General features: G+C 65.2%; 17 protein-coding genes. 6 read left to right on the top strand and 11 right to left on the bottom strand.

The genetic code is table 11. From position 1 onward, the window contains the following. Window positions 1–97: 97 nt before the first annotated feature. From ACQR1I_RS19105 to ACQR1I_RS19075, 7 genes are all read right to left on the bottom strand, one after another. On the bottom strand, window positions 98–223 hold the full coding sequence (locus tag ACQR1I_RS19105; RefSeq protein WP_434866097.1) for a DUF2474 family protein: 126 nt from the start codon (window positions 221–223) through the stop codon (window positions 98–100). Beyond that, complete coding sequence (cydB, locus tag ACQR1I_RS19100; protein WP_434866096.1) at window positions 223–1,236, bottom strand: cytochrome d ubiquinol oxidase subunit II; 1,014 nt, start codon at window positions 1,234–1,236, stop codon at window positions 223–225. The genes ACQR1I_RS19105 and cydB overlap by 1 nt, the downstream gene beginning before the upstream one ends. Beyond that, window positions 1,233–2,636: a cytochrome ubiquinol oxidase subunit I gene (locus tag ACQR1I_RS19095; protein WP_434866095.1), complete on the bottom strand. Its 1,404-nt coding sequence runs from the start codon at window positions 2,634–2,636 to the stop codon at window positions 1,233–1,235. The genes cydB and ACQR1I_RS19095 overlap by 4 nt, the downstream gene beginning before the upstream one ends. A 355-nt stretch (window positions 2,637–2,991) precedes the next feature. Further along, window positions 2,992–3,603, bottom strand: a complete 612-nt coding sequence (locus tag ACQR1I_RS19090) for a sigma-70 family RNA polymerase sigma factor (RefSeq protein ID WP_434866094.1) — start codon at window positions 3,601–3,603, stop codon at window positions 2,992–2,994. Window positions 3,604–3,855: 252 nt separating this feature from the next. Continuing rightward, window positions 3,856–4,602 (bottom strand): response regulator, encoded by a 747-nt coding sequence (locus ACQR1I_RS19085; protein ID WP_434866093.1) that lies wholly within the window; start codon window positions 4,600–4,602, stop codon window positions 3,856–3,858. Beyond that, on the bottom strand, window positions 4,599–6,344 hold the full coding sequence (locus ACQR1I_RS19080) for an ATP-binding response regulator (protein WP_434866092.1): 1,746 nt from the start codon (window positions 6,342–6,344) through the stop codon (window positions 4,599–4,601). The genes ACQR1I_RS19085 and ACQR1I_RS19080 overlap by 4 nt, the downstream gene beginning before the upstream one ends. Then, entirely contained in the window at window positions 6,314–8,305 is a 1,992-nt protein-coding gene (locus ACQR1I_RS19075; RefSeq protein ID WP_434866629.1) for an ATP-binding protein, read from the bottom strand. Before ACQR1I_RS19075 ends, ACQR1I_RS19080 begins: the two co-directional genes overlap by 31 nt. Before the next feature lie 602 nt (window positions 8,306–8,907). Between ACQR1I_RS19075 and ugpB the strand changes: the two genes are divergently transcribed. After that, entirely contained in the window at window positions 8,908–10,215 is a 1,308-nt protein-coding gene (gene ugpB / locus ACQR1I_RS19070) for a sn-glycerol-3-phosphate ABC transporter substrate-binding protein UgpB (RefSeq protein WP_434866628.1), read from the top strand. Continuing rightward, window positions 10,215–11,168 (top strand): aminoglycoside phosphotransferase family protein, encoded by a 954-nt coding sequence (locus ACQR1I_RS19065; RefSeq protein ID WP_434866091.1) that lies wholly within the window; start codon window positions 10,215–10,217, stop codon window positions 11,166–11,168. Before ugpB ends, ACQR1I_RS19065 begins: the two co-directional genes overlap by 1 nt. Window positions 11,169–11,178: 10 nt before the next feature. Here ACQR1I_RS19065 and ACQR1I_RS19060 read toward each other — a convergent pair whose 3' ends face one another. The 4 genes from ACQR1I_RS19060 to ACQR1I_RS19045 form a co-directional block, all read right to left on the bottom strand. Continuing rightward, window positions 11,179–11,655: a hypothetical protein gene (locus tag ACQR1I_RS19060; RefSeq protein ID WP_434866090.1), complete on the bottom strand. Its 477-nt coding sequence runs from the start codon at window positions 11,653–11,655 to the stop codon at window positions 11,179–11,181. A gap of 18 nt (window positions 11,656–11,673) precedes the next feature. Then, window positions 11,674–12,168 carry a hypothetical protein gene (locus tag ACQR1I_RS19055; protein WP_434866089.1) on the bottom strand — a complete coding sequence of 165 codons (495 nt, stop codon included), beginning with the start codon at window positions 12,166–12,168 and terminating at the stop codon, window positions 11,674–11,676. 63 nt (window positions 12,169–12,231) lie between these two features. After that, the gene (locus tag ACQR1I_RS19050; RefSeq protein WP_434866088.1) at window positions 12,232–12,636 is read right to left on the bottom strand and encodes a hypothetical protein; all 405 of its coding nucleotides are present in this window, start codon (window positions 12,634–12,636) and stop codon (window positions 12,232–12,234) included. An 85-nt stretch (window positions 12,637–12,721) separates the two neighbouring features. Further along, window positions 12,722–13,324 carry a hypothetical protein gene (locus ACQR1I_RS19045; protein WP_434866087.1) on the bottom strand — a complete coding sequence of 201 codons (603 nt, stop codon included), beginning with the start codon at window positions 13,322–13,324 and terminating at the stop codon, window positions 12,722–12,724. A gap of 172 nt (window positions 13,325–13,496) precedes the next feature. On the opposite strand from ACQR1I_RS19045, the gene ACQR1I_RS19040 reads away from it, so the two are divergent. From ACQR1I_RS19040 to ACQR1I_RS19025, 4 genes are all read left to right on the top strand, one after another. Then, complete coding sequence (locus ACQR1I_RS19040; RefSeq protein ID WP_434866086.1) at window positions 13,497–14,810, top strand: caspase family protein; 1,314 nt, start codon at window positions 13,497–13,499, stop codon at window positions 14,808–14,810. 196 nt (window positions 14,811–15,006) lie between these two features. Further along, entirely contained in the window at window positions 15,007–16,629 is a 1,623-nt protein-coding gene (locus tag ACQR1I_RS19035; protein ID WP_434866085.1) for an ABC transporter substrate-binding protein, read from the top strand. 196 nt (window positions 16,630–16,825) lie between these two features. Further along, a complete protein-coding gene (locus ACQR1I_RS19030; RefSeq protein WP_434866084.1) occupies window positions 16,826–17,839 on the top strand; it encodes an ABC transporter permease in 1,014 nt (337 codons plus the stop codon). Beyond that, complete coding sequence (locus tag ACQR1I_RS19025) at window positions 17,836–18,738, top strand: ABC transporter permease (protein WP_434866083.1); 903 nt, start codon at window positions 17,836–17,838, stop codon at window positions 18,736–18,738. Before ACQR1I_RS19030 ends, ACQR1I_RS19025 begins: the two co-directional genes overlap by 4 nt. The last annotated feature ends 1 nt before the right edge of the window (window position 18,739 follow it).

Here is an 18,739-nt window from a genome sequence, read left to right as displayed (position 1 = left end):
TCAACGGACCCCTGCGAAGCTTGCCCGATCAAATCCACCCGCCAAATTTCAGGGGCAAATTCGCTGCAAAGTCAAGTTGAGCGCGGCAGGCCCGCCGTCATCCGAGCTTCATCCAGAGCCGCAGCAGGACGGCGACCGCGCCGACGGTCGCCACGCCGGCGAGCCACAGGCCGGCAAACCAGGCCAGGCGCTTTGCGAGCGGGGCAGGCTGCTCCGACGGCATCAATGATAGCCGGCGTCGTGGCCGACCTTGCCGCGAAACACCCAATAGGCCCAGGCGGTGTAGCCGAGGATCAGCGGCACCAGCACCAGCACGCCCGGCAGCATGATCAACTGGCTGCGCTCCGGCGCTGCCGCCTGCCAGATCGTGACGCTCTGCGGCACGATGTAGGGATACATGCTGATGCCGAGGCCGGCATAGGAGAGGAAGAACAGCGCAAGCGCCAGGAAGAACGGCCAGCCGTCACGCTTCTGCGCGAGATTCTTCAGCATCAGCACGGTGACGCCGACAACCGCGAGCGGCACCGGTGCGGCGAGGAAGATCGTCGGCCTGGTGAACCAGCGGTCCGCATATTGTTGAATGGGGAGCAACGGCGTCGCCAGGCTGACAGCGGCGATCGCGAGCAGCATCAGAAACAGCAGAACCCAGCTGATCCGGTAAGCCTTGTCGCGCAGGTCGTCTTCGGTCTTCAGGATCAGCCAGGTCGCGCCGAGCAGCGCATAGCCGGCGACCAGCGAGATGCCGGTGAGGATGGAAAATGGCGTCAGCCAGTCCCACCAGCCGCCGGCATAGTGGCGGCCCTCGACATGCACGCCCTGCAGGATGGCGCCGAGCGCGATGCCCTGCGCCAGCGCTGCGACCCAGGAGCCGCCGGCAAAGGCGATGTCCCAGAGATTGCGTGTGCTACGGGTGCGCCAGCGGAATTCGAACGCGACGCCGCGGAAGATCAGGCCGATCAGCATCGCGATCAGCGGAGCATACAGGGCCGGCAGCAGGATGGAATAAGCCAGCGGAAACGCCGCCATCAGCCCGCCGCCGCCGAGCACCAGCCAGGTCTCGTTGCCATCCCAGACGGGCGCGACGGTGTTGGTGATGACGTCGCGGTCGTGCTTGGCCGGAAACAGCGGAAACAGAATGCCGAGTCCGAGGTCGAAGCCGTCCATCACGACATAGATGAACACCGCGAGCGCGATGATGAACGCCCAGAGCGTGGCGAGATCGACGGCGACGCTCATGATCCCGCTCCCTGCACGACACCAGCGGCCGGGGTGATGCCGGCGGATCGAACCGGCTCCGTGCTGCTCGGGCCCGGCTCACCGGGATGCGGCGGCTCGGCCATCAAGCGCAGGATGTACAGCACGCCGGCGGCGAAGATGATGAAATACACGATGATGAAGGCGACGAGCGAGGTGCCGACCGCCGGTGCCGCGAGCGGCGAGACCGAGTCGGCGGTGCGCAACAGCCCGTACACGGTGAAGGGCTGGCGGCCGGTCTCGGTGGTCACCCAGCCGGCGATCACGGCGATGAAGCCGGCCGGTCCCATGGCGATCGCGAAGCGATGCAGGCCGCGATTGATGTACAGCCTTCCGCGCCAGCGCTCCCACAGGCTGAACAGGCCGAGCGCCAGCATCAGCATTCCCAGGCCGACCATGATGCGGAACGACCAGAAGGTGACCGGCACCGGCGGCCAGTCCTGGCGCGGCACGGTGTCGAGCCCGGCCATCGGCGCGTCGATCTGGTGCTTGAGGATCAGCGAACCGAATTTAGGAATGCCGAGCGCCCATTTCAGCTCTCCCTTGGCCTGGTCGGGCCAGCCGAACAGGTACAGCGGCGCGCCATCCTTGTGGCTCTCGAAATGGCCCTCCATGGCCATGATCTTCACCGGCTGGTGCTCGAGGGTGTTGAGGCCATGCTGATCGCCGACGAAGATCTGGATCGGCGCGACCAGCGCGGCCATCCACATCGCCATCGAGAACATCACGCGCGGTCCCGGCAGGTGCGGATTGCGCAGCAGATGCCAGGCGCCGACCGCGCCGACCACCAGCGAGGTGGTGAGATAGGCCGCCAGCACCATGTGGACGAGGCGGTAGGGGAAGGACGGGTTGAAGATCACCTTCAGCCAGTCGACCGAGACGAACTGGCCGTCGGCATTGACGGCGTAGCCGGCGGGCGTCTGCATCCAGGAATTGGCCGAGAGGATCCAGAACGCCGAGATCAGCGTGCCCACCGCGACCATCAGCGTGGCGAGGAAATGCAGCTTCGGACCGACGCGCTTGAGGCCGAACAGCATGACGCCGAGGAAGCCGGCTTCGAGGAAGAACGCGGTCAGCACCTCATAGGCCATCAACGGGCCAATCACCGGTCCGACCTTGTCGGAGTAGACCGACCAGTTGGTGCCGAACTGGTAGGACATCACGATCCCGGAGACGACGCCCATCGCGAACGCGATGGCGAAGATCTTGAGCCAGTAATTGAAGACGTTGAGATAGACGTCCCGCCCGGTCCACAGCCACAGCGCCTCGAGCACCGCGAGGTAGGAGGCGAGCCCGATCGAAAAGGCGGGGAAGATGATGTGGAAGGTGACCGTGAAGGCAAATTGCGCGCGCGCCAGCTCCACCGCATCCAAACCGAACATTCGAAACCGTCCGTCATTGCAGGCCGCGCTCGGCCGCCTGGGGCGGAAGATCGCACCTCGAACGGGCGATATCAAATGGTCAAATCGCCCTACGGCGGCATCGAGCGGCCGCAAAAGACGAAGACCCGGCGGGGGGGAGCCGCCGGGCCTTCGGAGCAACTGGGGAGGTGGAGGAATTTGCTCGTTCAAAACCGAGATCAGCTGGGGGACTGAGGCCCGGTCGATGGGTAACGTTCTAGCGGCCGAAGTTTTCCGGGTGATTTCGCCGATTGTTTCAATTGTGTCATTCGGCGATTTTCTCGATGTCGTCACGGGAACCCGCCGGGACATCAGTTCCGACGAGACTGAAGCAGGATCAGGCCGCGATGCTGTGGACGCCGGCGCCGCGCAGCAGTTCAGCGAGGTGCTTGCGGGCATAGAACATCCGGGTCTTCACCGTGCTCTGCGGGATGCCGATGATCTGGCCGACCTCCTCCACGGACTTCTCGTGGTAGTAGATCAGGGTGATGATCTCGCGATGCGCCGGCGACAGCTTGGCGACGCAGGCGCGCAGGATGGCGCTGGTGGTGGCGCGCTCGAGCGAGGTCTCCGGCGTGTCGCTATCGTCGGCGATCTCGCGCACCTCGTCCTGGTCGATGTCCTCGAAGCGGCGCTGGCGCAGCGCGGTCAGCGCCTTGAAGCGGGCGATCGACAGCAGCCAGGTCGAGACCTGCGAGCGGCCTTCGAACTGCTTTGCGGTGCGCCAGACGTCCAGGAACACCTGGCTGACGAGGTCCTCGGCGATCGTGGTGTCGCGGACGATACGCAGGATGAAGCGATAGACCCGCACATTGTGACGCGCATAAAGCGTGTGCATCGCGGTGCGATCGCCATCGGAAATGCTCTCCAGGAGCATGTCGTCCGTGGTCGCCTGGGCCGCGATGATGCCCTGGCTGGCTGCGGAATTGATGGCAACGACGTTCTGCATGGCACTCTCCCGTTCCGCCGCCCCCTTGCGGCGTTTCGACGGGATGGATTGTTAAGGAGTGCCCGTTTCGGGACGTCTGCACCGCAAGGCAAAAATGGTTTCGTGGGGGTGCAGAAATGTTTCGTCGGACCGTGCAGCGCGAAACAGTCGTGGCGGAATTGTGCCTCATTCCAAAATATGGCGTTTTTCGTTCCGTTCCACGGAAGTGGCCGGCCTTCCCCAGCCTGGCCCGGAGCGCTTTTTGGACAGCCGTCAGGCCTTTTCGCCGGCCGGCGAAAACAGGTAGCCGCCGCCGCGGATGGTGCGGATCACGGCAGGCTTGGTCGGATCGGGCTCGATCTTGCGACGAATTCGCATGATTCGCAGGTCCACGGCACGATCGAACGCCTCGGCGTCCCGGGCATTGGCGAGCTCGAGCAGCCGCTCGCGCGACAAAACCCGCTTCGGGTTGGCGGCGAATACCTTGAGCAGGCCGAATTCGGAGGCGGTCAACGGGTGCTCGTTGCCCTCGTCGTCACGCAGCGCCTGGGCATCGAGATCGAGCCATTTGGTGCCGAACCGCACCAGCTGCGGGTCCGGCGCCTTGGCCGGAGCAGCCTCCGCCACTGGCGCAGCGGCGGTTTTGGCCGGCGTGCTGCGCCGCAGCACGGAGCGGATGCGGGCCATTAATTCGCGCAGCTCACAGGGCTTGGCGACGTAATCGTCGGCCCCCAGCTCCAGGCCGACCACCCGGTCGATCGGGCTCGCGGTGGCGGTCAGCATGATGACCGGGATGTTGGTACGGCCCTTGAGGTCGCGGATGATCGACAATCCGTCCTCTTCGGGCATGTTGAGGTCGAGCACGACGAGATCCGCCGGACCTGTCTCGATGGCGCTGCGCAGACTTTTGCCGCCATCACACAGCGTCACGGTAAAACCGTGCATCTTGAGGTAATCACCCACCATCTCGCGGGCAGGGGCTTCATCGTCGACGATGATGATGTGCTGGCTCTGACTCATGACAACTCGGCCGCCGGCAGTGTGATGGTGAAGGTTGACCCCGATCCCGGCCCATCGCTGTTGGCCGTCACGTCGCCACCATGCATGTCGACGATGCGTTTGACAATCGACAGGCCGAGCCCGGTCGAGCTCTCGCCGGCGGTCGGCTTGGCCGACAGCCGCTGGAACCGGCCGAACAGGCGACCGAGATCCTCCGGCGACAGCCCCGCGCCCTGGTCGGTGACGCTGATGACGGTGTTGTCGCCGTCGTCTGCGGCGTGGACGGTGATGCTGCCGCCGATCGGGCTGTATTTGATCGCGTTGCTCAGAAGATTGTCGATCGCCTCGCGGATGCGGTCGATGTCGCACATGGTCGACAGGTGCGGCGGCGCCGAGACGGCGATCACCTGCTGCTTGTTCAGCGCCAGCGGCTGGTTGGCCTCGGCCACTTCGCGAACCAGCGCTGCGATGTCCACCGGCTCGCGGCGAATGGTGATGTCGAACGCATCGGCCATGGCATCCGAGATCAAATGGTCGACCATCGAGGTCAGCCGCTTGGCGGCATCGCGGATGTGGCCGACCTGGCTGGTGATGCCATCCTTGGAGGCGCCGGTCGCGATCAACTCGGTCAGCATCTCGGTGCGGCCGAGGATCACGCCGAGCGGATTCTTCAGGTCGTGGGCGACGGTGCCGAGGATCTCGTTCTTGAAGCCGTTGGCGCGCTGCAGCCGCAGCCATTGCGCCGACAGCCGCCGGTTGGCCTGCGTCAGCGCGCGGGTGCGCTGGGCGACGCGGTCCTCGAGCTGGGTGTTGGCCTCGTGCAGCTGCTGATAGAGGATGACGTTGTCGAACGCGATCGACAGCCGGCTGGAGAAGATCTCGACCAGCGAGCGGTCGGTCTCCGACAGCGGCCGCTCCGCCTGCAGCAGCACCACGACCTCCCGGCCGGAGCCGGTGCGGACATAGAGCACGGTGCGGTGGTCGGCAAATTCGTTGTCGCGCTGCCTGAAGGCCGCCTCGACCATCTCGCGCAGATCGGGATCGAGCGAGCGCGAGGTGACTGCGCCGGAGAAGCGGCTGTAGCAGCCGGACCCCGCCAGCACCGAGAAGTCCTCGCCCGGGCTGCCGTCGTCGCGCAGCACCAGCATGCCGGCGCAATCCACGTTGAGCAGCGAGGCCATCTGCGTCAGCACGCCCTCAGCCAGCCGCTGCATCGACTTGAAATCATACAGCGTCGATGCGGCGTCGATGATGATCTCGAGGCCGCGCCGGGTCTGCACCATCCGCTCGAGCTGCTGATAGCCGCGCAGCGCCGCGGTCAGCGAGGTGAACAGCTTGTCGGCCGTCAGCTCGGTCTTGGCCTTGTAGTCGTTGATGTCGTACTGGACGATGACGCGCCGCTCCGGCGCCTGGCCGGGTTGCCCGGTGCGCAGGATGATGCGGACCGTCTCGTTCCTGATCTCGTTGCGGATGTATTCGACCAGTTCGAGACCGGCGACGTCGGTCTCCATGATGACGTCGAGCAGCACGGCCGCTACGTCGGGATGCTCCCGCATCAAGGTGCGCCCTTCGGCTGCGGAATAGGCCGAGAGGATTTCGAGACCCTGGCCGTTCAGGCTGTAGTCGGAGAGCGCAAAGCGCGTGCCTTCGTGCACCGCATGGTCGTCGTCGATGACGGCGATCTTCCATTTCCGGGCCGAATGGTCTTCCTCGTCGAATCCGGTATCCTCGATCAGGTGGAGGACATCGTCCTGTTCGGCCATTGCGTCGTTCCGTCACCCATTGCTGTCTCGGTGCCGCCCTTGGCGACCCGCGGCATGATAATCCGAAAGGTGGTGCCTTGTCCCTCGCGGGATTCCAGCATCATCCTCCCGCCGAGCTGCTGCGTCACGAGATTGTAGACGATATGCAGGCCCAATCCCGTCCCGCCCTCGTTTCGGCGCGTCGTGAAGAACGGATCGAAGGCCTGGCGCTGGACGTCGGGCGGCATGCCGGCGCCGTTATCGGCGAAAATGATCTCGATGTCATCCGTGCCGCGTGGCCGCGCCGTGATCGAGATCGTGCCGGCGCGGCCGTCGGCGAAGGCGTGGTTGACCGCGTTGAGAAACAAGTTGGTCAGGATCTGCCCATATGAGCCCGGATAGCCGTCGACCGGCAGCCCCTCGGGAACATCGATCGACAGCGTGATCGGCGCCCGCTTGAGCACCGGTTTCAGGCTATTGACGATCTGGTCGGTGGCTTCGCTCAGCATGAAGGTCCGCCGCTCGGCGTGGGAGCGGTCGACGGCGACCTGCTTGAACGACTGGATCAATTCGCCGGCCCGCTGCAGGTTGGCGACCAGCTGCTCGGATGCATCGCGCGAGGTGCGTACGAATTCCTCGAGCTGCGACCGGCGCAGGCCGCCTTCGGGAGACCGCAGCGCGGCCTCGAACATCTCGACGCGGCGCGCGAAGCTCGAAGCCACCGTCAGGCTGATGCCGATCGGATTGTTGACCTCGTGCGCGACGCCGGCAACGAGTCCTCCAAGGGCAGCCAGCCGCTCGGCGTCGATGAGATTGCGCTGCGCGGCATTGAGCTCAAGCAGCGCGCTTTCGGCCTTCTCCTTCGCGGTGCGCAGCTCGTCCTCGGTCTTGCGCTTGGCGATCGCGTTCTCGCGGAAGATTTCGACCGCCCGGGCCATGGCGCCGACCTCGTCGCGCGCGTCGGTGCCCTGCACCTTGCGATCGTAGTCGCCGAGCGTGATCGCGCGCATCGAGGCCATGATCTGCTGCAGCGGCAGCCGGATCGAGAGCGCGATCAGCACGCCCGCGGACAGGATGATGCCGAGGAAGATCACCGCGATCGACAGCACCCTGCGCGAGATGTCGCGCAGCGTCTTGTCGAAGGTCGCCTGCGCCTTCTGCTCGTGCTGGCGCATCTTCACCGACAGGCCATCGATGGCGGCGATGGTCTCGGCCTGGCTGGCATCGATGGTGTTGCGCAGCAGCTCGGTGCGGTTGGTCAATTGCTCGGTCAGCTTGGAAAAACCGGCGCGCAGCGCTGCCGTGCGGGCCGACAGCCGCTGCAGCGCCAGCCGCTGCAGATCGTTGTCGGCAAGGCCCGACATCACCGGGATGGTCTTCTCGATGGTCTCGGTGTTGCGGCGGGCGTCGTCGGCGGAGGCGGGCGCAAGCGACAAATAGTAGGAGTTGGCCGCGACCAGCATCGCGGTGAAGGCTTCGCGGGACTTGCCGAGCGATGGCCAGATCTGCGCGTCGCGGTGGCCGGTCGCGCCTTCGATCACCGAATAGAGTCCGGCGATGTCGCGGGCGGGACCGAGCACTTCCTCCTCATAGGTTTTCGAGATCGTGGCCTGCAGGCCACGCAATTCGCCGAAGCCGTCGAGGAAGCGCACGGTCACGCGCTCGAGCTCCTCGACCGATCCCGACAGCATCGGGTCGGTGGAGGCCCGCGTCGTCAACGTGCCGAGGACGGCCTCGCGGAGCAGCAGGATCTCGGCGAACAGCTCCGGGCTCGGCTGGTTGATGTAGCGATGGATCAGGTTCTGCAGCCGGCTGGTCTCGCTCTCCAGCATCGCCAGCACCTTGTCGGACTCGCGCACCTGGCGGACGTCGTCCCAGGCGGTTCCCAGCACCTGCGCGCCGTTCCAGATCAGCGCGGCGAGCACGATCACGACGGCGGAGTTGAGGGCGGCGATGGAGAGAATGCGCCAACGGATCGGCACGGCCCGCAAGGCACGGACGATCCGGGCGCGGCCAAATGCAGTCACGCCGATCGGCTGCCGCGTAGACCCTCCTCCTTTGTCCGATCGCGCCACGGCACTCTACCTCGCCATCTCCAAAGGGAACTCCGGCGGACGCGACTCCTGGCGCACCAGGCCAGCAGGACGGCGGTTTGCATCGAGCTGGCGCACATTGTGCGTTGCAGCCAAACAGTGTCGACGGCGCGGTATGCCGCCACGTCCGTGCACAGCCGGCCCACGCCGCCGCGCGCTCGCCGCGCCCTGGGTCTGCACCGGCGTCACGTCGATGATCGGGATCCGCGAATGGCGGGCGCGGTACACAGGCAACATGTTCCCCCTGGTCATGAGGTCGGCCTGAGGACGAAAAGGTTCAAAGCGTCCATGAACAGGTGCTATAAGGCCATTTTGACGCCAAGGCGATACGCGTCAATGGTTCGCCGCAAAGTTGTTGCAGCCATTGGTTGTCGATGGTGGGATGGCCGGTTGCGGCCGAGTCCCGTCCAACATGCTTGTTGCATGACCTGCCAGTGCTTGACGTCCCACGACATGATCTGGAGTCTGCTTCGGTGACATTGGTCAGGCGTATTGTATGGATCGGCCTGCTTCTCTGCAGTGGCCTCGGGACGGTCTCCGCGCACGCCGCAACCGAAATCATGTGGTGGCACGCGATGTCCGGCCAGCTGGGCAAGCAGCTGGACAAGCTCGCCGCCGACTTCAACGGCTCGCAAGGCGACTATCACATCGTGCCGACCTACAAGGGCACGTATACTGAGACCGTCACGGCTGCGATCTTCGCATTTCGCTCGCGGAATCAGCCGGCGATCGTGCAGGTGAACGAGATCGCAACGGCCACGATGACGGCGGCGAAGGGTGCGATCTATCCCGTGTTCGAGCTGATGCGTGACGAGCAGGAGGCGTTCTCGCCGTCAGCCTATCTTCCGGCTGTGACCGGTTATTATGCCGATGCCGACGGCAACATGCTGTCCTTCCCGTTCAATGCATCGACGCCCATCCTGTACTACAACAAGGATCAGTTCCGCGCGGCAGGGCTCGATCCCGAGGCGCCACCGAAGACCTGGTCAGAACTCGGCAAGATGGCCAAGCGGTTGCGTGAGCACGGCATGGTGTGCGGCTTCACGACGTCGTGGCCGTCATGGATCAACATCGAGAACTTCTCCGCGTACCACAATCTCCCGATAGCGACGCGCGACAACGGTTTCGCCGGACTGGACGCCACCCTGAGCTTCAACAATTCCGAGGTGACGCGGCACATCGCGCAGCTCGCGGAGTGGCAGAAGAGCAAGGTCTTCGACTATGGCGGGCGCGGCCAGGCGGCCGAGCCGCGCTTCCAGAAGGGCGAGTGCGGCATCTTCATCGGCTCATCAGCGACCCGCGCCGACATCAAGGCGAACTCCAAGTTCGAAATCGGCTACGGCATGATGCCGTACTGGCCTGATGTCGCGGGCGCGCCGCAGAATTCGATCATCGGCGGCGCGACGCTGTGGGTGCTGCGCGACCGACCGGCCGCGGAATACAAGGGCGTCGCCAAGTTCTTCGCCTATCTGTCGCGGCCGGAGGTCCAGGCCGCGTGGCACCAGAACACGGGCTATCTGCCGATCACCCAGGCGGCGTTCGATCTGACCCGGATGCAAGGCTTCTACGACCGCAATCCTGGAGCGGCGATCTCCATCGAGCAGGTGACCTTGCATCCGCCGACGCAGAATTCACGCGGCCTGCGGCTCGGCTCGTTCGTGCTGATCCGCGACGCCATCGAGGACGAGATGGAGCAGGCCTTCAGCGGCCGCAAGCCGGCCCAGGCTGCCCTCGACGCGGCCGTCGAGCGCGGCAACCGCCTGCTGCGCCAGTTCGAGCGCGCGAGCCCGGACCGTTGATGGTGGGATTGCCTCGCGTCGCGGATGCCGAGCAGTTGCGGCGCCTGCGTGCCGATGCGGCGCGTTGGCTGCCGGTGGCGTCCAGCATCGTCAGTGACCATGACTATGGCGCAGCGCCGCTCGTGCCGTTTGCGGCCGGCACCAATCTGGTCGCAACGCTCGGCGACGGTGCGATCCTGAAGATCTTCCCGGCCTTTCTTCGCCGACAATTCCTGTCCGAGCGGGCGTCGCTGCGCCTGATTTTTGGGCGCCTGGCCGACGTTGCCACGCCCGAATTGCTGCACGAGGGCGAGCGCGACGGCTGGTCCTATCTGATCATGACACGGCTCGACGGCGTTCCGGCATCCGACGTCTGGCCGCGTCTCGCGGAGCCGGGCAAGCAGGACCTGCTCCGACGGATCGGCCGCGTGATCGCCGACGTGCAGCGAGTCCCGCCCGGGCAGCTGATGGAGCTTGGTCCGAGCTGGTCCGACTTCATGCAGGCGCAGGTCGCTGGGTGTCGTGATCGCCATCAGCGGCTCGGCCTGCCGTCGCCGCTGCTGGCGCAACTCGATGATCTCTTGCAGGAAGCGATCGTCCTGCTGCCGCGTGATCCGCATCCGGTCATCCTGACCGGCGAATACATTCCGGAGAACTTCCTGATCGCCCGCGGCAGCGAGGGCTGGCGCGTGAGCGGGCTGTTCGACTTCGGCGACGTCATGACCGGGTTCGGCGAATACGACCTGCTGGGACCGAGCGCCTTCATGGCCGCCGGCCATCCGGGACGCGTGCGCGCCCTGTTCGAAGGCTATGGCGTCCCGCCGGCGGGCATCACCTGGCAGCTCAAGCGACGGCTGCTCGTGCTGATGCTGTTGCACCAGCACAGCGATCCGCTCCGGCACATCTGCATCCCGGATTGGGCGTCCAAGGTACGCGACTTCGATGAGCTGCAGGCGCTGATCTGGCCCGATTGAGCGGCGCGGCTCAGCCCTTGGTTTGGATCAGCTTGGCGGCGCGCGCGAGCACGTCGGCCACGGCGGCGAGGCCCGATCCTCCTCCGGCGCCGCCGCCCCAGCCGGAGACGTAGCCGCCTCCGAGCGCACGAACCTTGGCCAGCGCGCCCGCAACCAGCGCCCGGCACTGCGAGACGGCGGACAAGGCCTGCACCTTGGTCGTGGCTACCCGCAACTTTGCTGCGGCATTGCTGAGCGCGCGTCGCGTCTCCGGCACGCCCGGCGCGGTGATCTCGTTGCTGAGCTTGTCCAGGACGTTGGCGACGCAGTCATACAGCGCCTTGCCGCTGTTGGTGGCGCAGCCCGCAAGACCGCCATTCGCGGTCACTGCGGCAGCCGCCATGCCGGCATCGGCGCGCGCCGGCGTGCCGGCGACCAGGCCCACTCCCAGCAAAGCGAGGATCATCGCCATCACGATCAGGCGGTGCGATCTTTCGTTGATAGACATGCTTGTCTCGCTGCTGCGTCAGCCCTTGCTCTGGACCAGTTGGATCGCGCGCGACAGCACGCTGGATATCGAGGTCAGGCCCGTGTCGCCCAATCCGGTGACGTAGCGACCGCCGGCCGCGCGGACCTGCTTCAGGTATCCCGATATCACCGACTGGCAGCGCGAGATCGCCGAGATGGCTTGCGCCTTGGAGCTGGCCGCGCGCAATCCGGCTGCGGCCGTCTGCAACGCGCGTTGCGTCTCCGGAACGTTGGCCGCGCCGATGTTGGAAGCCATCCGGTCGATCACGTCGGCGACACAGTTGTAGAGGTCCTTGCCCGTCTTGCTGCTGCACATCCCGAGCCCGCCGGCGGCATTGCTCGCCGCAGCATTCAGAACGGCCGACGCCATCGCGGGCCGCACTTGTGATGGGCCCATCAGCACGAAGATCGCCAGCATGGCGACGGGCAGCCAGCGCCACCATCGCCCGCCCGACTTCTGCGACGGCGTCTCGAACAGGTCTCGAACCTTCATGTGTTCTTCCTCTGGAGATCGAGTGTATCTGCCATCCCGTACCTTGGTCACGATTGGCGTCGCTCAGCCCTTGCTCTGGACCAGCTGCATCGCACGCGACAACACGCCAGTGATCGCGGTCAGGCCTTTTGCATCGCCACCTGCTGCACGCTGCCCGCGGATGATGGCGGATATCGCGGCCTGGCAGCGTGCGATCGCCGAGACGGCGAGCGTCTTGGAGGTCGCGGCACGCAACTCTTGGGCGGCCGTCTGCAACGCGCGCTTGGTCTCCGGAACGTTGATCGGGGCGATGCGGGAGTTCAGCCGATCGAGCACGTCGGCGACGCAGTTATAAAGATCAGGACCCCTCTTGGTACTGCAGCCCCCGAGCTCGCCGATGGCTGCGTTGGAGGCGGCGATCAGCGCTCCGGAAGCCATGGCCGGCCGCGACGGCAGCAAGGCGACCAGCGCAAACAGTGCCAGCGCCATGGCAAGCAGCCAAGGTCGAGATTTCCGCACGGCGGGCATGCGGCGAATACCGTCTGTCGTCATATCGTCCCCCTTGTTGCGGCTATCACGGAGCCGTCGATGGCGTGATCGCGTTGCCGACTAGGAAGTCGCAGGGCACCGTCGTCATCTTTGGCTCTCCCTTGACCGAAAACAGTCGCTCCCACTGTGATTTGCGACACACAACGCCGCCCGGCGCGTCTTCGACGATCAGCACCGCATACAGCCGGTCGCGCTTCTCGAACGCCTTGAGACTGGTGTCGTCGGGAAAGGTCTGCAGCAACGTCAGAATGCCGTGTCCGCTGTCGCTGTCGGCGGCGATCCCGGCGATGCCGGTGATCGTGCGCGGCTTGCCATTCTCGATCGATGCGCTGACGAAGACGCCTTCGGCGACGGTGCTGCGCAGGATCTTCTGCTTGATGAAATCGGGTCCCAGTTCAGGGCTCGCGCGCAGCCTGTTCTTCAATGTGGGCGAGAAGTACAGTTTGTCCGTTCCGCCGCGAAAGACGATGGTGGTGCCCTCGGGGCCGCCCGCCAGCAGGTTCTGGAATTCGCGGCCGCTCAGAACCTCGGCCGTCGCCGGAGCGCTCCACAGCAGGAAACCCATCAGCAATATGAAATAAGGTCGCGGCATCAGGCGCTGCGCAATGGAGGCCATGAAGCGGATCATACGTGCTGTCTGCCGTCAATTCGATGATGGTGGCCGGCTGTTGCGGCTTCGATATAATGCAGACATGCGAACAGGATTTTTCCGCCACTCAGTCTGGTCCATCGCGGCACTCGCGCTCGGGCTCATCTTGCACGGGATCGCGCCAGTTATCGCGGCTGAAGCTCAGAGGAAGATGGTACCTGCGTCAGCGCCGCGCGTGGCGCTCGTCGTCGGCAATGCCAACTACGTGCGGCTTAGGCAGCTCGAAAATCCCGGCAAGGACGCCGACCTGATCGCCGACCGGCTTCGGCAGCTCGGCTTCGAGGTGACGCTGAAGACCAATCGCGACCTGAAGGCGATGGGGGAAGATGTTGAGGCGTTCGCGCAGGTCATCAAGCAGCGCGGCCCCGACGTCGTGTCGGTGTTCTACTATGCCGGACATGGTCTGGAGAGCGACGGGCTGAACTACCTTGTCCCTGTCGACGCCGACATCAAGCGCAAGGCGGATCTCGCCGGTCACGCCATGAGCGTCAAGCGCATTGCGGACCGGCTGTCATCGGCCGGCAATCGCGTCAACATCCTGATCCTCGATGCGTGTCGGGACAATCCGTTTCCGGAGGGCGCGGTGGCGGCCAACGGCCTGCTCGGGCTGGCCCCGATGGGCGCGGTCTATGGCGCCTTCATCGCGTCCGCCACCGGCTCCGGCAAGGCGGCTTTCGACGGCGACAACGGCCACAGCCCCTATACGCTCGCGCTGGCGCAGGCGATGAGCGCGCCCGGCGAGAAGCTGGAGGACGTCTTCAAGAGCGTCCGCCGCCAGGTCCGGCTGGCGACCGCCGAGCAGCAGATCCCTTGGGAATCCACATCGATCGAGACGGATTTCTACTTCGTGCCGCCGGCGCCGCCGCCAAGCCAGGCCACCCAGCTGCTCGCGGCTGCGACCGAGACGGACAACCTCGCGCTGTTCGAGCTGCTGGTCGACCGCTTTCCCGACAGCGAGGAGGCCGCGCGCGCGCGAAGCATCCTAGAGCAGCGTCGGGCCGCCGCAGTCGAGCGCAAGCCGCCGGACGCCTCGCGTGCCGCCGAGGTGCTGGCGCGAGCGCGCCAAGTCCGAACGCCAGAGGCGTTCGATCTGGTCGCGTCGCTGTTTCCAGACGCGCCCGAAGCCGCCGAGGCGCGCGCGTCGGCATCGCGATTGCGCGAAGCCGTGGTGCTGGACAGCGCGGGGCCAAGCTTCGACGGGCGTGAGCTGATTTCCCGGCTTCAGGACGAACTGGCCCGGCTCGGCTGTCTCGGCGGACCGCTGAGCGGATCGTTCGACCCATCGACGGTCGGGGGTCTGAGACGGGCCTCGCTGCTGACCGACGAGCACTATCTCTGGTACCGGCCGACCATGGCCGCACTTCGAGCCTTGAGAAAGATCGACGCCAAGGAGGGATGCGCGCGTCAGAGGATCGCGGCGGGCCCGCGTTGCCAGCGCATCAACAACGAGGACTTCTGCCAGTAGCCGTGCTGGCCATACGGGCAGCCTGCGCCGAGTGCCTACAACGTAATCAAAACTCGATATTTGTATGCAATTCGCCTGGGCCGCGCTTTCAGGTTCGTTGGAAAAGCCAATTTATTCAACGGCTTGATTTTCGCGCGAGCTTGGCACGAAGCTTGCGAAATCTGCTCTCGCCGGTCGTAGTCCGTGGGAGCATTTGATGAAGCGTCGCGATTTTCTGAAGTCGGTGTCTGGTCTTGCCGCAGGTGCCGCGCTGCCGATGGCGCCGGCGGTGATGTCCTCCGCCAAGGCCGATGCGCGGTCCGAGACGTTGCTCATCGTGTCCGAGGGCGGGCCGAACAATCTCGACATCCATGGCATCGGCACCAACGTGCCGGGCTACGAGGTCTCCTGGAACTGCTACGACCGGCTGATCGGCCACGAGATGAAAAGCGGTCCTGGCGGCGTGCCGTATTACGATCGCGACAAGTTCAAGCCAGAGCTCGCCGAGGACATGACGATCGGCGACATGTCGGCCATCTTCAAGCTGCGCAAGAACGCCAAATTCCACGATGGCACGCCGGTCACCGCCAAGGACGTGAAGTGGTCGCTCGATCGTGCCGTCAGCGTCGGCGGCTTCCCGACCTTCCAGATGAGCGCGGGCTCGCTGACCAAGCCCGAGCAGTTCGTCATCGTCGATGACTACACCGTGCGTGTCGACTTCCTGAAGAAGGACCGGCTGACGATCCCCGACCTCGCCGTCATCGTGCCCTGCGTCGTCAACTCCGAACTGGTCAAGAAGAACGCCACCGACAAGGATCCTTGGGGCCTCGAATATACCAAGCAGCAGACCGCGGGCTCCGGCGCCTACAAGGTGACGAAATGGACCGCCGGCACCGAAGTGATCATGGAACGCAATGACGACTGGGTGTGCGGTCCGCTGCCGAAGATCAAGCGCGTGATCTGGCGCATGGTGCCGCAGGCCGGCAATCGTCGGGCGCTGCTCGAGCGCGGCGATGCCGACATCTCCTATGAGCTGCCGAACAAGGACTTCCAGGAGATGAAGTCGAACGGCAAGCACACCGTGATCTCTCTGCCGATCTCGAACGGCATCCAGTACATCGGCATGAACGTGACCAAGCCGCCGTTCGACAATCCCAAGGTGCGCCAGGCGCTCGCCTATGCGATGCCGTATCAGAAGATCATCGACGCCGTGATGTTCGGGCTCGCCAATCCGATGTTCGGCGCCGCGCCCGACAAGGCGACCGAAGTGGCCTGGCCGCAGCCGACGAAATACGTCACCGACATGGAGAAAGCCAAGGCGCTGCTGGCCGAGGCCGGCTACGCCAACGGCTTCGAGACGACGATCTCGTTCGATCTTAATTTTGCGCAGGTGAACGAGCCGCTCTGCGTGCTGGTCCAGGAGAGCCTCGCCCAGCTCGGCATCAAGACCACGATCAACAAGGTGCCCGGCGCCAACTGGCGCACCGAGCTGAACAAGAAGGAGATGCCGCTCTTCACCAACATCTTCTCGGGCTGGCTCGATTATCCCGAGTACTTCTTCTACTGGTGCTATCACGGCAACAATTCCGTGTTCAACACGATGAGCTACAAGTCGCTGGAGATGGACAAGCTCATCAATGGCGCCCGCGACGCCGCCGCAACCGGCGACAAGGCGGCCTACGACGCCGACGTCAAGGGCTTCGTCGACCTCGCCTTCGCCGAGGTGCCGCGCATCCCGCTGTACCAGCCGTTCGTCAACGTCGCGATGCAGAAGAACATCTCCGGCTATCAGTACTGGTTCCATCGCAGGCTCGACTATCGCGCGCTGGTGAAGGGATGAGCGGCATGAGCTGCTTTGGGCACGTGACCCGTGCTCTCTCACTCCCTCCCCCCTTGTGGGGGAGGGGCGGGGAGGGGGGTAGCCACGGGGACCGCCTTCTCGGCTCACCCCCCTCCCCAGCCCTCCCCCACAAGGGGGGAGGGAGCACACCACTTACTGCCTCGGGAGCTGTGGCAATTCCGGAGAGGCGCTGGCCATGCTGAGCCTCATCGCCAAGCGTCTCGCCTTCGCTATTCCTTCGCTGATCGGTGTGGTGATCGTCACCTTCCTGCTCACCCGCGCGCTGCCAGGTGATCCCGCGGCGTATTTCGCCGGCCCCGCGGCCACCAAGGAAGCCGTCGAGCAGATCCGCAAGAAGCTCGGCTTCGACAAGCCGCTAGTCGAGCAGTTCTTCCGCTACACCGTCGATCTCGCCCATGGTGATCTCGGCAGCTCGCTGACGACGGGCCAGCCGGTCGCGACCGAGATCCGCAACCGATTGCCCGCTTCCGCCGAGCTCACCTTGCTCGGCCTGCTGGTGTCGGTCGCGATCGCGCTGCCGCTCGGCGTGCTCGCAGCGACCCGGCCGGGCTCATGGATCGACCATACGTGTCGCGTCGTCACCACGGCCGGCGTCTCGCTGCCGGTGTTCTTCACCGGGCTCGTGCTCGTCTATGTGTTCTACTTCCAGCTCGGCTGGTCGCCGGCGCCGCTCGGCCGGCTCGACGTGTTCTACAGCGCGCCGAACACCGTGACCGGCTTCTATCTCATCGACACGCTGATCGCACGGGACGGCGAGGCGTTCCGCTCGGCGGTGAGCCAGCTGATCCTGCCGGCTGCGACCTTGGCGATCTTTTCGCTGGCGCCGATCGCACGCATGACCCGGGCCTCGATGTTGTCGGTGCTGTCGTCGGAGTTCGTGCGCACCGCGCGCGCTTCCGGCCTGTCGCCGTCGACCGTCACCGTCACCTACGCGTTCCGTAACGCGATGCTGCCGGTCATCACCACGCTGTCGATGGTGTTCTCCTTCCTGCTCGGCGCCAACGTGCTGGTGGAGAAGGTGTTCGCCTGGCCGGGCATCGGCTCCTATGCGGTGGAGGCGCTGATCGCCTCCGACTTCGCGCCGGTGCAGGGCTTCGTGCTGACCATGGCGGTCATGTACGTGGTCCTGAACCTCGTCATCGACATTCTCTATGGCGTCATCGATCCCCGAGTGAGGCTGGAAGGATGAGCACTGTCGCGCCGACCCTCGAACCTGCCGCCGTATCGGCCCGCACATCTGGGGTCATGGCCCTGATCGGGCACACGCGCTACGTGCTCGCCGAGAACAAGGTCACCGGCTTTGCCTTCGGGCTTCTCGTCGTGATCCTGTTCGCAGCGATCTTCGGGCCGTGGATCGTGCCCTATGACCCGCTCGCCAGCGACACCGCCGCGGCGCTGAAGCCGCCCTCGGCCGCGCACTGGTTCGGCACCGATCAGCTCGGCCGCGACATCTTCAGCCGTGTCGTGGTCGCGACCCGGCTGGATACGTTCATCGCCATCGCCTCCGTGGCGCTGGTGTTCTTCATGGGTGGCCTTGCCGGCGTCGCCGCCGGCTTCTTCGGCGGCGGGACCGATCGCATCGTCGGCCGCATCGCCGATACGATCATGGCGTTTCCGCTGTTCGTGCTGGCGATGGGCATCGTCGCCGCGCTCGGCAACACCGTGCAGAACATCATCATCGCCACAGCGATCGTGAACTTTCCGCTCTACGCCCGCGTCGCGCGCGCCGAGGCCAATGTCCGCCGCAATGCCGGCTTCGTGCAGGCGGCGCGGCTGTCGGGCAACAGCGAGCTGCGCATCCTGCTCGGCCACATCCTGCCCAACATCATGCCGATCATGATCGTGCAGATGTCGCTGACCATGGGCTACGCGATCCTCAATGCCGCCGGCCTGTCCTTCATCGGCCTCGGCGTGCGGCCGCCGACCGCGGAATGGGGCATCATGGTCGCCGAAGGTGCGTCGTTCATGGTGTCCGGCGAATGGTGGATCGCGCTGTTTCCCGGCCTCGCGCTGATGATCGCAGTGTTCTGCTTCAACCTGCTCGGCGACGGCCTGCGCGACATCGTCGATCCGCAGCGCAGGACTTGAG

It is taken from the genome of Bradyrhizobium sp. HKCCYLS2038 (assembly GCF_051167655.1).
Classification (GTDB): domain Bacteria; phylum Pseudomonadota; class Alphaproteobacteria; order Rhizobiales; family Xanthobacteraceae; genus Bradyrhizobium.
Note: the sequence above shows the minus strand (reverse complement) of the source record. Positions and strands in the feature narration are given on the sequence as shown.